Origin of the sequence: Pseudomonas sp. StFLB209, assembly GCF_000829415.1 — a bacterium.
Taxonomy (GTDB): Bacteria; Pseudomonadota; Gammaproteobacteria; order Pseudomonadales; family Pseudomonadaceae; genus Aquipseudomonas.
Genome location: NZ_AP014637.1, coordinates 98703 through 113372, shown reverse-complemented (window position 1 = coordinate 113372; position 14670 = coordinate 98703). Strand labels below are relative to the sequence as shown.

General features: G+C 61.6%; 8 protein-coding genes and 3 pseudogenes. 9 read left to right on the top strand and 2 right to left on the bottom strand.

The features are described from left to right. Nucleotides 1–251: 251 nt before the first annotated feature. Entirely contained in the window at nt 252–1358 is a 1107-nt protein-coding gene (locus PSCI_RS00435; RefSeq protein ID WP_045481318.1) for an NADH:flavin oxidoreductase/NADH oxidase, read from the top strand. Nucleotides 1359–1500: 142 nt separating this feature from the next. Beyond that, nucleotides 1501–1845, top strand: coding sequence for a MerR family transcriptional regulator (locus tag PSCI_RS00430; RefSeq protein WP_045481314.1), 345 nt, complete (start codon nt 1501–1503; stop codon nt 1843–1845). A gap of 32 nt (nt 1846–1877) precedes the next feature. Here PSCI_RS00430 and PSCI_RS00425 read toward each other — a convergent pair whose 3' ends face one another. Further along, on the bottom strand, nt 1878–2942 hold the full coding sequence (locus tag PSCI_RS00425; RefSeq protein WP_045481310.1) for a beta-ketoacyl synthase N-terminal-like domain-containing protein: 1065 nt from the start codon (nt 2940–2942) through the stop codon (nt 1878–1880). A 505-nt stretch (nt 2943–3447) separates the two neighbouring features. On the opposite strand from PSCI_RS00425, the gene PSCI_RS00420 reads away from it, so the two are divergent. Continuing rightward, entirely contained in the window at nt 3448–4152 is a 705-nt protein-coding gene (locus PSCI_RS00420; protein ID WP_045481307.1) for a tellurite resistance TerB family protein, read from the top strand. Here the strand turns inward: PSCI_RS00420 and PSCI_RS00415 are convergent. Then, entirely contained in the window at nt 4115–9757 is a 5643-nt protein-coding gene (locus PSCI_RS00415) for an NEL-type E3 ubiquitin ligase domain-containing protein (protein WP_052483330.1), read from the bottom strand. The genes PSCI_RS00420 and PSCI_RS00415 overlap by 38 nt on opposite strands. A gap of 324 nt (nt 9758–10081) precedes the next feature. Here PSCI_RS00415 and PSCI_RS30075 point away from each other — a divergent pair. The 6 genes and pseudogenes from PSCI_RS30075 to PSCI_RS30070 all read left to right on the top strand — a co-directional run. Next, nucleotides 10082–10567 (top strand): annotated as a pseudogene (locus PSCI_RS30075) (MCP four helix bundle domain-containing protein); the annotation flags it as partial. Further along, nucleotides 10541–11710, top strand: a pseudogene (locus PSCI_RS00410) (methyl-accepting chemotaxis protein); the annotation flags it as partial. The pseudogenes PSCI_RS30075 and PSCI_RS00410, both read left to right, overlap by 27 nt. A gap of 9 nt (nt 11711–11719) precedes the next feature. Continuing rightward, nucleotides 11720–12244, top strand: a complete 525-nt coding sequence (locus PSCI_RS00405) for a chemotaxis protein CheW (protein WP_045481303.1) — start codon at nt 11720–11722, stop codon at nt 12242–12244. Then, on the top strand, nt 12241–13545 hold the full coding sequence (locus PSCI_RS00400; protein WP_045481300.1) for a CheR family methyltransferase: 1305 nt from the start codon (nt 12241–12243) through the stop codon (nt 13543–13545). Before PSCI_RS00405 ends, PSCI_RS00400 begins: the two co-directional genes overlap by 4 nt. Then, on the top strand, nt 13545–14231 hold the full coding sequence (locus PSCI_RS00395; protein WP_045481297.1) for a chemotaxis protein CheW: 687 nt from the start codon (nt 13545–13547) through the stop codon (nt 14229–14231). The genes PSCI_RS00400 and PSCI_RS00395 overlap by 1 nt, the downstream gene beginning before the upstream one ends. Next, nucleotides 14228–14636, top strand: a pseudogene (locus tag PSCI_RS30070) (Hpt domain-containing protein); the annotation flags it as partial. The gene PSCI_RS00395 and the pseudogene PSCI_RS30070, both read left to right, overlap by 4 nt. Nucleotides 14637–14670: the final 34 nt, after the last annotated feature.

Here is a 14670-nt window from a genome sequence, read left to right as displayed (position 1 = left end):
AACCTGACGAATAGACAACCGCAGCAAAGACTCTTACACCACGCGAATGGCTTTCGCGGCTCAAGCCGCTCCTACGACGTGCAAAGCGATGAACCCTGTGCCCATGGCAATTGTCGACTAGGCTCCTATATAGAAAAAGGAGAAGCCGCCACGCATCGTCGATAACGGCCTGGATTGGTCACGACCTGCGCGGCCGGCACTGCTCCTTCCTACGAAGTGCTGCACGCCTGACTGTCACAAGAGAGGTCGCCATGAGTCTGCTGCTAGAACCCTATACCCTGCGCCAACTGCAACTGCCGAACCGCATCGCGGTGTCGCCGATGTGTCAGTACTCAAGTGTCGACGGGCTGGCCAACGACTGGCATCTGGTCCACCTCGGCAGTCGCGCAGTCGGCGGCGCCGGGTTGATCTTTACCGAGGCCACCGCCGTCACCGCTGATGGTCGTATCACCCCTCAGGACCTGGGTCTCTGGAACGACGAGCAAATTGCCCCGCTGCAGCGCATCACCCGTTTCATTACAGCCCAGGGCGCCGTCCCGGCCATCCAGCTGGCCCACGCCGGCCGCAAGGCCAGTACCTGGCGGCCCTGGCTGGGCAAGCATGGCAACGTACCGCTCGAAGAGGGCGGCTGGCAGCCATGGGGGCCATCGGCGGTTGCCTTTGACCCTGAACATGTCGCCCCGCAGCCCTTGAGCCCGGACCAGATCAACGAGGTCATTGATGCCTTTGTGGCCTCGACCCGACGGGCGCTGGCCGCAGGCTTCAAGGTTGTCGAAGTCCATGCAGCACATGGTTATCTGTTGCATCAGTTCCTGTCGCCGCTGAGCAACCGGCGCAATGACCGCTACGGTGGTTCGTTTGAAAATCGCATCCGGCTGGTCTGCCAGGTCACTGAAGCGGTGCGCGAAGTCTGGCCCGCCGAGTTGCCGCTGTTCGTGCGAGTGTCGGCCACCGATTGGGTAGAGGATGGCTGGAACCCTGATGAAACCGTCGAGCTGGCGCGGCGGTTGAAGACACTGGGGGCTGACCTGATCGATGTATCGTCCGGGGGGACTTCAGTGCATGCCGAAATACCGGTCGGGCCGGGTTACCAGACCCGCTTTGCCGAGCGCATCCGCAAGGAGGCAGACATTGCCACCGGCACTGTCGGCATGATTACCGAACCGGCCCAGGCCGAACACATTCTGCGCACCGGCCAGGCCGATATCATTCTGCTGGCCCGTGAGCTGCTGCGCGACCCCTACTGGGCGCTGCATGCCGATGACGACCTGGGCAGCCGGCAGGCGGTATGGCCCGCTCAGTATCAACGGGCAACCCATCGCGACCAGCCCATCCACGAATCTGACCTGCGCGATTGACAGCCATCCGCACCGCAATACGCGCAAGGCTCTATTGCGGTGCTTTCATTGATCTTGAGCGGTTGCTGAGGCACTCCGGCATGTCACAATTCGCGCTTATGCTGGCGCGAGTGTGTCAAAAGGCCATGGAGTTCAGTTGCTCATGTTTATCGGCAAAGTCGCCCGCCTGGCGGGCACTACGGTCAAATGCATTCGCCATTACGAGGCGATTGGCCTGCTACCCGAGCCACTGCGCGAAGGAAAGTATCGGATTTATACCCATGAAACGGTTGAGCGCCTGAGTTTTATCAAAGGCGCTCAACAGTTGGGCTTCAAGCTCAAGGAAATGCAGGCCATCCTGCAGGGCCAGCAGGTCGGAGAACTGCCACGGCAATTGATGCTTGATGCCATTATTGCGAAAAAGCTCGAACTCACTAACCAGATGGCTCACTTGCAGCAGATGCTCGATGGCTTGCTGGCTTTCGAGCGCCGACTGACCAGCGCCTGAGTCTGATTGCACGACCATCCCGGCATGATCACTCAGCCACGACCAAGTACCAGAGAACTGCTGGTGCCGTTACGGCTGAACGAGTTGGACAGCACCGCATCGATGGTCTGTTGCTGTAGCGAATCAGGGAAGTTCATGGTGGTATGTGGCGACCTGGCTGCGCCGTCGTCTGGCGTCGGCAGCAGCACGCCCAATTGCAGCGACATCAATGACAGGACGGCTTCGATGGCGCCGCTACCGGCCAGGGCGTGTCCGACGGCGAACTTGTTGGCGGCGAATGTCGTGTCGGGCAGGGCGGTGCCGAATACCTGTTTGACAGCCTGGGCTTCGTGGTTGTCCATGCTCAGCGGCGAGGGGCTGTGGACATTGACATGCTGAACCTGGCGCGGCGCCAGCCCCGCGTCATGTAACGCGGCCTGCATGCACTGCACATAAAGTGCACCGGGCTCGGCAGTGTCTTGATACCGATCGGCGTAGCCCAGTACCCGGCCCAAGGCCCGCGCGCCACGGCGTTGCGCGTGGCTGGCCGATTCCAGCACGATCAGCGCTGCCCCTTCGCTGGGGATGAACGGGCTGGGTGCCTGGGCACTGGAGGCGAAGCTGCCCTCAGGCAGCAGTTCAATACCGCCGCACAGCGCCAGTTCCAGCTCGCCGTTGGCAACCGCGCGATACGCGTTACCGATGGCAACGGTGCCGGCGGCACAGGCGTCCGAATGGCTCGACACATACTCATGCACCCCCAGCCACTGAGCCAGGCAGCGGGTCTGCCGATACTGCCCCGGTTGGCACCCGAGAAACAATCCGCTGCGGGCGGCACTGAAGTCTTCGGCGCGCAAGGCTGCCTGGCCGAGTGCCTGTTCGGCAACATAGCGACTAAGCAGGGTGTGGCGCGACTGGTTGGCAGACTCATCGGTAATCGCCTCGTCGATCAGTTGCCACTGCTGCTCGTCGATAAAGCCTGCCGGGCCGCTGGGCTGGTCTGGATGTTCGCGCAGGCACGAGCCATGTTGGCCCAGCAGGGCAAATAAACCTCTGGCATCCATGACCGTCGGTGCGACCAGACCGTAGCCGGTTACCAGTACGTCGGCTTTTTCCATGGTGTTACTCCAGAGCTTTTCCATAAACAGAGGGCATCCGGGGATGATCAGAGACCAGGCAGATGCTGCGTTCTGCAAGCGTTGGGCAAGGCCTGTTGAAGGCTCTGGCCCCGGCAGATACGGCGCGCAGTCTAAACTCTCCCGTAAAGGGGAGAGTCAATGATTCTGCCCGTGCAAGTGCGCAACTTTTATGGGGAGGTTGTAGGGCACATAGCCTAGGCAGTGGTAGTTGAAATAAATCCGCCAGGCGGCGGCCGATCAACGATTTTACAAGGGGCTCAGCAGCGCCTGCATCGGGATCAATAGGGCGATTCGTATGAGTGGAGTTTATTCAAATGAATATCAACTTTTGTACCTGCTGATACGGCGGCCCCCTTAGTTGCCGATGAGTCGGGCATCAGTGGCCGATGAAATATCTGGAATTATTAGTAACAACCGTACATGGGTGACTTCGCCTTACTGTGTGGGTCAATTGAACATCCCATCAAGGTCGAGGAACACATTCATGAATACTCGAGGTCTGCTCGATCAACTGCTGCGCTCCGGTCAGCAGATGCTGCAGGACAAGGTCAGCGGCACATCGGGCAAGCGTCCCAAGGCGGGCGGCCTGTTGCCCGGCGCTGCGGCTGGCGGGCTGGGCGGTTTGTTGTCAGGTGCTGGCGGTGGTGCGCTGGCCGCCGGGGCCATGAGCCTGCTCAAAGGCAAGAAAGGCCGCGGCATGGGCGGCAAGGTGCTGACCTACGGCGGCCTGGCGGCGCTGGGCGTGATTGCCTACAAGGCTTACAACAACTGGCAGGCCAGCCAGGGCCAGGCCGGTCTGCGTGAACCGCAGACCATTGACCGGCTGCCCGCCGATCAGGCCGAGGAACACAGCCAGGCGATCCTGCGTGCGCTGGTGGCCGCTGCCAAGGCCGATGGGCATGTGGACCAGCGCGAGCGTGAGTTGATCGAGGGCGAGTTCGTCAAGCTTCATGACGACCGGCAGTTCCGCCAGTGGCTGCATGCCGAACTGGACAAGCCGCTGGACCCGGCAGACGTGGCGCGCGCCGCACGCACCCCGGAAATTGCCGCCGAAATGTACATTGCCAGCCTGATTCTCGTCGATGAGGAGCACTTCATGGAGCGTGCCTACCTTGACGAACTGGCCCGTCAGCTCAACCTGGCACCGACGCTCAAGGCTGAGCTGGAGGCTCAGGTGCGTCAGGCATAAGCGCTCCAGACGCCGGTGGTTCAGCCAGCGCCGCTGGCTGATCCGGCGAGGGTCCTGAAACGACCGCATCTACGGTCAGCGCCCTCAGCAAGGTCAGTTGGTCGTCCTGATACTGCTGGTCCAGCGTGCGAGCCTCGGCCTCGAATTGTGCACTGCTCAGGCTCAGGCCAAGCTGCTCGTAACGATCGGTCAGGCGATTGAGATTGTCGCGATAGATTCTTTGCAAGCCGTTGAAGCCTGTCGCGTACTCTTCGCGCAGGTAAGTGACCCACGGCATCTGGGTAATCGCAAACGCCAGGAATGAATCACCCCGTTCACCGGCCTGCACCCGCGCCAGCGCCGCGTTCAGCTCGTCAGGCTGCAAGCGGGCGTGGGCTTCATAAAGCATGCGCTGCGGCGGGACCGGCAGGTCCAGCTCTTGTGCCCAACGCAACCGGTAGGCCAGGCGCACCTCCGCTTCATCCCGACCATTGGCCTGCTCGCGGGCAATGCGATCAAGCTCATGCAGGCGATACAGGCGTCGGGTCAGGTTCAATAATGCCGCGCCCCTGCTGGTGGCAGGCAGGTCCTGCAACGACTGCTGAGTGAAAACCATGACTTCCATCTGGTTGAATTCCACCATGACCCCGTCGGGGCAGGTGTCCTGTTCTCTGATCATTTGCAGCGGTTGCTCGGCGATGCCGTCCAGGGTGGCCCGCAACTCTGGCGATCGCGCCGCAGCCTCCAGAACCTGCCAGACTCGCTCGACCAGTTGCGCACGGCTGGACTGATTGCGGTAGTCGGCGCTTTGTTGCAGGTAGTCGATCAGCGCCAGCAAGTGACTGGCATCGCCATCCTGTTCCAGTTGTCGCCAGATTTCAGGACGCTCAGTGTTATTGTCCAGCCAGGGTTCGATGCCCGATAGCTCCAGGGTCGACGAGGTGGCCGGGCTATGGGTGTGCATTGAGTAGTCGGACTCGGTCATGGTCGAGTCGGAGTCGTGGGACTCGTACCAGGCGATTTCGCGGATTTGCGGCGGCAAGTCCATTTCAAAGCTGTACGAGCGCCCGTAACGTTGTGAGGTATGGGCGCGCTGCATCGCTTCGTGGGACAACGGATTGCCGCGCAGGCTTATTTCAGTGTGCCCCCACTGGCGGCGCGGGTTGGCCAGCAGTTGTTCGGGAATGTCCTGCAACTGGTTGTTATCCAGAATCAGTGTCTCCAGAGTAGCGGGCAACCTGTCGGTCATCCAGGCAGGCCAGCTTTGAAGTCCGGTATTGCGCAGCGACAGCCAGCGCAGCCTCAGGTGCCCCAGGCTGGATACTTCCTGCACGTCGCCGAGAAAGTTGCCGTCGAGCTCCAGGCTTTCCAATCGCACCATACGAGCGAAAAAATCGGTCCAGCGCCGGTCGATGCGCAAGTTTGTGTCAATCAGGCTCAGGTTGCTGAAACTCGAAAGCCCCAGCAGCGCCTGAGGTGGCGAAAGCAGCGGGGTTATCTCGCCACTTATGCGCAAGCTGCCGAGGTTGATCATGAACCTGAGCAGGTTGCCCAATTGCTCATCTGTGGTTGTGATCCGGTGCAAGCGCATCGAGCGCACCCGTAAATAAAAGAAACCCGGCAGGCGTCTTGGAAACTGCGCCAGATCCATATCTTCCAGATGCAGGGCCGTCTGCGATTCACCACGGGCATAAGCGCGCCAGTGATCCATCAGGGCCACGCCGATCCGGCGGCGCTGGGCGATGGTCTGCGGCGACAGGGTTACACTGGAGGTGCTGGCTTCGTTCCAGCCTTCGATGGCTTGCGTGAGTGCGTTACGCTCGCTGATCAGGACCCCCAGATTGATTTCCATGGCGGCCGGGGTATCGATCCGGTAGCTGAATGAGCGATCGGCCAGTGCGTCGTCCAGGCGCGCACGCAAGATGGTGCCCATTGATAACGGATTGCCCCGCACGTCGATCACGCTATGGTTGTCCGGGCTGTGCGGGTTATCGAGAATGTAGCCAGGCAATTCGGTCAGGTGGTTCCCGGCCAGTGACAACTCGCGAATGGGGCCAGGCACCCGGCTGTCGAGCCAGGTCGGCCAATGCCGCAGCTCGGTGTGCTCCAGCACCAGCCGTTGGGGCCGCAGCCACTCCAGCGACAGTGGCTGGTGCTGGCTGAAGCGGTTGCCGGACAACTCCAGGTTGCGCAACTGCAGCAGCGGCAGCAAACCGTCCATTTCCGCCTGGTTGAGCAACAGTTGCAGATTGATCAGGCGCAAGTCGGTCAGGTTCGGCAGGCTGCTGGACACCGTACCCAGTAAGCCGGGGTAATAGCGGGTAAGCAGGCCGGACCCGGGATTGTTGCGCAGGCCCAGCGAGCGGGCATTGCCCCAGCGCGACAGAAACTGTTGCAGGGTCTGGTTGTCGACAGACAGCAGGTCAGCGGGCCGCCCATGCGCGGCAGAAGGGCGCAGGTCATCGAGTTGCAGAGCGGTGACACGCTGCTCAAAGAACGCCGGCAACTGCGGCGCAAAGTCTTGCAGGGCAAAATTTTCCAGGTGCAGTGGCTCGGGTGCCAGGCCCAGCTCGGGCAGGCTGTGCCGCGTCCAGTGCCTCCAGATGGCGGTGCTCAGGCGAGCGTTGACTGACTGTGCCTCCTCCGTCTGCAGCGGCTCAAGGCCGCGCCAGGTTTCGAGGCTTTCGCGCAACAGGCGTTGCTCTTCGAGCACCGCGTCAAGCCGTGCATCAATTCTTTCCAGGCTCATGCCAAAGTCTTGCAGGCGCTGGAGCATTTCATCCGGCCAGAGCATGTCGAACTCCAGCAGGCTCAACCGGTCGAGCAGATAGTGGCGGCTGACTGTCCAGTGTGTGCCTGGCCGGCCGCTGAGCAGATAACCGATTCGCCCGTCGGCCAGGCGCATCGGCGAGCGAAACCCAGGCCGGATCTCAGGCATTGCCAACACCCGGCGCAATTGATGACGCGCCAGTGGCTGGTATTGAATCAGGCGTTGCAGCACCGCGCGTTGGCCGGTATGCGGTATGCCCAATGCCTGGCGCTCGGCGTCGGGCAAGGCATGCAGGATCGAGGCATACAGGTCAGCACGGTCATTGAGGTGACGGTCCTGGGCATCGCGAGCGCTATAGCCGCCTTGCTCCTTGATCAGCACCTTGCGCTTGGGCGCATCTACGGGGCCGACGCTGTCGAGCAGTGCACCGTTGAATGACCCATCGCGAATTTCAAGGCGCAGTTCGCTGGACCAGCCGACCAGTGACTCCAGGCTGTGCAGGATCAGTTGGTCGGTATCAGGGTTGTGCGACGATTGCCGGTACAGACCTTCATAGGCACGTGTCAGGCGTAGCTGCTGACGATAGTGACGGGCTTCTTCGGCCAACTGGATTGGCAGTTTGTGCTCGTTGAGCAATTGCTGTTGTTGCGCGGTGGACGCATGACTCCACAGCTCTTGCGCAACGCTGGCGGGCAGGCGTGACGGCAAGGCCTGCTGCAAGGCTTCTACGCCAGCGACCGGCGACGCTTGGCGGGCCTGATAGCGAGTGTCGAACAGCTCGGGCTGGCCGGCCTGGCTCAGCTCCCGATCCAGTTGCAGGCGCTGTATGGTGTCGACCAACAGCGCCGGGGGGCGCCCCAGTTCGGTCAGGGCGTGGCGCAGCACCGCTTCAGAGGTATTGCTGGCTTGCAGGGCTTGCCGGGCCATGGCATCGGGCAGGCTGGCGGTGTCATAACCCAGGCGGCGCAGGAGTTTCAGGCCGTGCATCTGGCGCGGGTTATCCAGCGGGTGCAGCCAGGCGCCCGCGCCATTGTGACGCAGCGGCGGCTCGAAGTGCTGGCCGGTATCGGGATGTTCGATGACAAAGTCGCCGTGGCTGTCGGCCTTGACTGAGTAGGTGCCCTCATCGAGTACCAGCCATTGCTTGCCTTGATGCTCGTACAGCCCCAGCGCATTCGGTTTGAGCTCCGCTGGCAGCAGAACGTCATGGGCAAACGGTGCAAGGTCTGGCTTCCATAAACGCCGCTGGCCGCCGGGCAGCCGCACCGGCGTCAATGTCTCGACAAACGCCGGTACTTCGATGGCGGGCAGCGGGACAGTGTGCGCGGCGAGCTTGCCAATGGCCGCCATCAGGGCGATATTTTCCACGACATCCAGCAAGTAGCTCAAAGCCTGCTGGCGCTCGTCATGCTCCCAGCTCTCGATACTTTCATAGACTTCATAACATAGCTGAACCGCGGTCACTCCCAGCATGACCACGCCCAGGGCCGGCACGGCAAATGCGGCAATGTTCAGAACGTTGAGCGCCTTGTCACGCCACCAGGCCATGCGCTGCTCATGGCTGCGTTGATCCTGTTCGGCAGTGGGTACGCCATTGAATCGTGCATCGTCCTTGATGACCGTCAGCTTGCGGTGTACCAGGGTTTCGAATAGCGGTTGGGCAAGATGGTTTTCGCCGAGCTTGAGACGGGCGTTGTGATCGGCCTCATGTTCCAGCCAGCGCTGCCCATACCACGGGCCTTTCTTGACCTTGGGGTACAGGTGCTTGTACAGGGTATTCATGACATGGCTGCGCTGGCGCGCGGGAAGCAGCCCGCTGAAAAAGTCTGCATAACGCTTATTGAACAGGCTTTCTCGCAGCGCTTTATGTAGCGCTTGTGCCGAGGCATGGAGTTGCAGCGGTGCAACCGGGTCTTCAGGGATGTACAGCATCACCGGCTGGACGCTGGTGCTGGCGTCGCGGTCGGTACTGATCAGCACGACCCCGGTCAGCTCGACGTCCCACAGGGTCAGGGCACTGCAGTACAGCTGCTGGCCATTGAGTTGGGCATCGGGCCGGCCGTGGAGCAGATTCAACAGGGCCGTGTGCGCAGGCGCATCGATCCGTTGCTTGAGCAACGCCAGGTGAACCTGCAGTAACAGTGTCGAGCGCTCGAACGCCTGGAGGTCGCTGATCGTTACCCGGTCGAACACGCTGTCGATGTGTTTCTGGTATTCGCCACCCAAGTCCAGACGCCTCGACAAGGCGGCAAACTCATGGGCCGGCAGGGCGACAGGAGTGCCTTGCAGGATAGGCCCCAGCACCTGATGGCTGGCAAAGACCTCGGCTTTGAAGTGCTTATCGCGGTCCATTGCACCCGGTACAGTATCTTCGGCCTGGAAGTTTTGCAAAGCGGCTTCAAGCAGTGGACGGATGGCTGCGCGCAAGGCGCTGTTGGCTTGGACAATTGGATCTTTCGCCACATTAGCGAACGTGTCTTCGGTACGGGTGTGGCTGGCGTGAAACAAATGCGCCGCGCGCACATCCAGATCCAGGTCGAACTGTTGCTTGATAGCCTGGGTCAGGCGCGGCGCGGAAAAGTCTTCAAGTGTGCCCAGCCGCTGCAGGCTGGGGGCGATACGTTGTTGCAGATGATGGTGTTCAGCGTACAGCGCTTGTAACTGCTCAACAATGGCGGGGGTATCGTCGCGGGCCTTGGTCAGCCAAGGCTGCTTCAGTGCCTGGCTGGCGGCCTTGCGCAGCGCTGTATGAGTGTCCGGGCCGGCGTTGGCCAGCCAGGCGGGCGTGCGCCGTTCGATGATTGCCCGGTGCGTCTGGAGCCTTGTCGGGAGCCCATCAGAAAGAGAGATATCCATAGTGAAGCAAGCCTTGTTGCGGTTGAGAAAATAACAAAGCTTACGGGTAGGGTATTGGGCCAAAGGTGGTAACTATCTATTAAACATGGCGCCGCCAAATACTGTTGAATGGGCCTCAGGGACGGCGCCAGCCTGCGTCGCAGAGCGGTTGTCGCGATTTTTCCGACGGCTTGGGGGCACACTCAAATGCTTGTTCTGGCAGTTGTTATTTACTTGCCCATGGACGCGCTACTGGATTAATGGCTGGGCTATACTCAGCGCGCCTGGGCCGGCGTTCGGTCCAACTTCATGAACACCGCCCGGCCGGTGTTGAACGCTTGAGGGATGACTGTGAAAAACTGGACCTTGCGCCAACGGATCCTGGCGAGTTTTGCCGTAATCATCACGATCATGTTGTTGATGGTGGTGGCGTCTTACTCGCGCTTGTTGAAGATCGAGTCCAGCGAAGAGGTGGTTCGCCTGGACGCGTTGCCGGGGGTTTATTACAGCACCCTGGTGCGTAGCACCTGGGGCGAGAGTTATATCCGTACCCTTGAACTGATCGGTGAAGGCCAGGGGCGACCGCTGACCCAGTCCGAGCGCGAGCAGTTCAAGGGCTTCGAAGATGCTCTGCAAAAGCAAATCGACGGCTATAAGCAGTCGATTTTCGATAACTCCGACAAAGCCACTTTCCAGCAGTTCGAAACCCAGCGTGAACTCTACTCGCGGCTGCTCAAGGAAACCCATGCCGCCTATGAGCGGGGTGAATACGCCAAGGCCAGGGCCGAATTCTACGACCAGGTCAATCCGGTGTGGACGCTGGGGCGCAAGCAGCTCAACGACATTATCGTGGCCAACAAGCAGTTGGCCGATCAGGCCACCGACAACATTGTCGACGCCGTGCTGACCGCCAAAGTGAGCATGGTGATTTCTCTGTTGATCGCCATTGCCGCGGCCGGTGCCTGCGGCTTGCTGCTGATGCGCTCGATCATCGCGCCGATGCAGCGGCTGGTCGACATCCTTGAAGTCATGCGCACCGGTGACCTCAGCCAGCGCCTGAATCTGGACCGCAACGACGAATTCAATGTCGTGCAGACCGGCTTCAACGACATGATGACCGAGCTGACCGCATTGGTGGCCCAGGCCCAGCGTTCCTCGGTGCAGGTCACTACCTCGGTGACCGAAATCGCCGCCACTTCCAAGCAGCAACAGGCCACCGCGACCGAAACCGCAGCCACGACCACTGAAATTGGCGCGACGTCGCGAGAGATCGCCGCCACGTCACGGGACCTGGTGCGCACCATGAACGAGGTGACTTCGGCCGCCGACCAGGCTTCGGTGCTGGCCGGCTCCGGCCAGCAAGGTCTGGCGCGGATGGAAGAAACCATGCATCAGGTCATGGGCGCGGCCAACCTGGTCAATGCCAAGCTGGCGATCCTCAACGAGAAGGCCGGCAATATCAATCAGGTGGTGGTGACCATCGTCAAGGTCGCCGACCAGACCAACCTGCTGTCGCTCAATGCGGCCATCGAGGCCGAAAAGGCCGGTGAATATGGCCGCGGTTTTGCTGTGGTGGCGACCGAGGTGCGGCGCCTGGCCGACCAGACCGCCGTCGCAACCTACGATATCGAGCAGATGGTGCGCGAAATCCAGTCGGCGGTCTCGGCCGGTGTCATGGGCATGGACAAGTTTTCCGAAGAAGTCCGCCGCGGCATGTTTGAGGTCACCCAGGTCGGTGAGCAACTGTCGCAGATCATTCATCAGGTCCAGGCGCTGGCGCCACGCGTGCTGATGGTCAACGACGGCATGCAGGCCCAGGCCAGTGGTGCCGAGCAGATTAACCAGGCATTGGTGCAACTGGCCGATGCCAGCAGCCAGACTGTCGAGTCCCTGCGCCAGGCCAGCTTCGCGATTGACGAGTTGAGTCAGGTTGCGGTGGGGCTGCGCAGCGGCGTTTCGCGTTTCAAGGTTTGAGACCCGGTCATGGTTGAGCAATCACCCAAGCGGTCCGTGCGCGATACGCTGTTTCTGCTGTTTCGCATCGGCGAAGAACGCTACGCGCTGCAGGCCCGGGAGATCGCCGAGGTACTGCCACGCTTGAAACTCAAGGTGATTCCCAAGGCGCCGGCCTGGGTGGCAGGGATCTTCGCCCACCGTGGCGAAATCGTCCCGGTTATTGATATCAGTGCCTTGAGTTTTGGCACTCCGGCCCGCGCCCGCACCAGCACCCGTATGGTGCTGGTGCACTACCGCCACGACGATCAGCACCCGGCGCAGTTGCTGGGCCTGATTCTGGAGCAGGCTACCGAGACCTTGCGCTGTCCGGCTGCGCAGTTCAAGGAGTACGGCCTGGAAAATCGCCTGTCGCCCTATCTGGGGCCGGTACGCGAAGATGAGCAGGGGCTGTTGCAGTGGATCCGCGTCGAGGAGTTGCTCAGTGAGCCGGTGCGCGAACTGCTGTATCCGGTGGTCGCGCCGGACATCGAGCTGCTGGAGGATGCGCCATGAGTAATGACGCGCGGTTCTTCGCGTTTCTCAAAGAGCGCATCGGCCTGGATGTCACCTCCGTGGGCGAGGCCATCGTCGAGCGGGCATTGCGCCAGCGCACCACTTCGTCCGGCGCCGCCGACAGCGACGCCTATTGGGCCTTGCTGCAGACCTCAGCGGCTGAGCAGCAGGCACTGATCGAAGCGGTGATCGTTCCTGAAACCTGGTTTTTCCGTTACCCGGAGTCTTTCGCCACGCTTGGCAAACTGGCGCTGGCGCGGGTCCAGGCACTGGCGGGTGCGCGGCCATTGCGTATTCTCAGCCTGCCATGCTCGACCGGCGAAGAACCTTATTCGATCGCCATGGCGTTGTTTGACGCAGGCCTGGCGGCGCAGCAGTTTCGCGTCGATGCGATCGATATCAGCCCGTTGTCGATCCAGCGCGCCAAGCGCGCGATCTATGGCAAGAACTCGTTCAGGGGCACCGACCTGAGCTTTCGTGAACGTTACTTCAGCCAGCTGGCCGATGGCTGGCAGGTGGCTGAGCGGGTACGTGACTGTGTCGATTTTCGACCCGGCAACCTGCTTGATCCGGCACTGGCCAACCAGCCGGCCTGCGATTTTGTGTTCTGTCGCAACCTGGTGATCTACTTTGACCGGCCGACCCAGGCTCATGTATTCGAGGTGCTCAAGCGCCTGACCCTGGAAGACGGCGTACTGTTTATCGGCCCGGCCGAGGGCAATCTGTTGGCGCAGATCGGCATGCGCTCGATCAACGTTGCGCAGTCGTTCGCGTTTCGCCATGCACGGGCTGATGATCCGCGGCCGGTGGTACTCGGTGCCCCGGCGGTGCCGGCACCCGCTCCAGTGGCGCCGGTGCTCGTCCAGCCTGCGGTACGCAGCGTGCCGAGCAGCACCCCACGGCCATTTGCGCCGGGCACCGCGGCGCGGGTGGCGGGCAGCGCGTTTGGCTCATCTGGCAGCCAGGCCCCGGCAGCGGCGCAGCCCGATGCCGAGCTGGCGGCTATTGCCAGCCTGGCCAATGAGGGCAAAAGCAGTGAGGCGCGAGCGGCCTGCCAGCGGTATCTGGCCCGGCACGAGCCGGTGGCCCAGGTGTTCTACTGGCTGGGCTTGCTCAGTGAAGTGGAAGGCAAAGTCCAGCAAGCGCAGGAGCATTACCGCAAAGCGTTGTATCTGCAACCCCAGCACCCCGAAGCCCTGGCGCAACTGGCTGCTGTACTGGCCGCACAAGGCGATAGCAGCGGTGCCCGGCGCTTGCTCGAACGAGCAGCACGTGGCGCCAATAAACAAGGAAACAGCTGATGAGCGGGGTCAGCCTTGCAAGCCTTACCCAGGATGACGGTCAGGACATCGACGATTGCTGGAATCGCATCGGTATTCATGGTGACCGCTCTTGCCCCTTGCTGGCCGGGCACATCCATTGCCGTAATTGCGAAGTCTATTCGGCAGCGGCGACGCGCTTGCTCGATCGCTACAGCCTGGCGCAGGACTATCACGACCGCTCGCGCAGCGCCGAGCAACAGGGCAGGGCCAACACCCGTTCGGTAGTGGTGTTTCGCCTGGGTGATGAATGGCTGGCCCTGGCCACCCGCAGCCTGGTTGAGGTGTCGCCGATGCAAGCGATCCATTCGCTGCCGCACCAACGTTCGCGGGCATTGCTGGGGGTTGCCAATGTCCGTGGCGCCCTGGTGGCGTGTATCTCGCTGGTCGAGTTGCTGGGCCTGGAAACCGGCGCCTGTTCGCCGGCCAATAACCGGATCATGCCGCGCATGCTCATCGTCGCGGCCGAAGGCGGTCCGGTGGTGGTGCCGGTGGATGAAGTCGATGGCATTCATGCCATGGAGCAGGCACTGCTTGAGTCGGCGTCGGCCTCCGGCACTCATGCCAACGCCCGCTTTACCCGGGGTGTGCTGCACTGGAAGGATCGCAGCCTGCGTTTGCTTGATGAACAAGAGCTGCTGGTGGCAGTGCATCGGAGCCTGACATGACCCCGGACCAGATGCGCGACGCCTCGTTGTTCGAACTGTTTACCCTGGAAGCCGAGGCGCAGACCCAGGTACTGAGCGCCGGCCTGCTGGAGCTGGAACGTAACCCGACCCAGGCCGATCATCTCGAAGCCTGTATGCGTGCTGCCCATTCGCTCAAGGGCGCGGCACGCATCGTGGGCGTGGACTTCGGCGTCAGCGTTGCCCATGTCATGGAAGACTGCCTGGTTGCCGGCCAGGAGGGGCGTCTGGTGCTGCAGCCGGAGCATATCGATGCGTTGCTGTCGGGCACCGACATGCTGATGCGCATCGCTACGCCAGGCGATGGCAGCGTCGATCAGCCGGCTGTCGACGCCTATGTACAGCGCATGAATGAGCTGATGAGCTCTGGGGTCGGCAGCGGGCGCAGCGTCAGTCGCCCGCCAGAGTCTGCGCCCGCCGA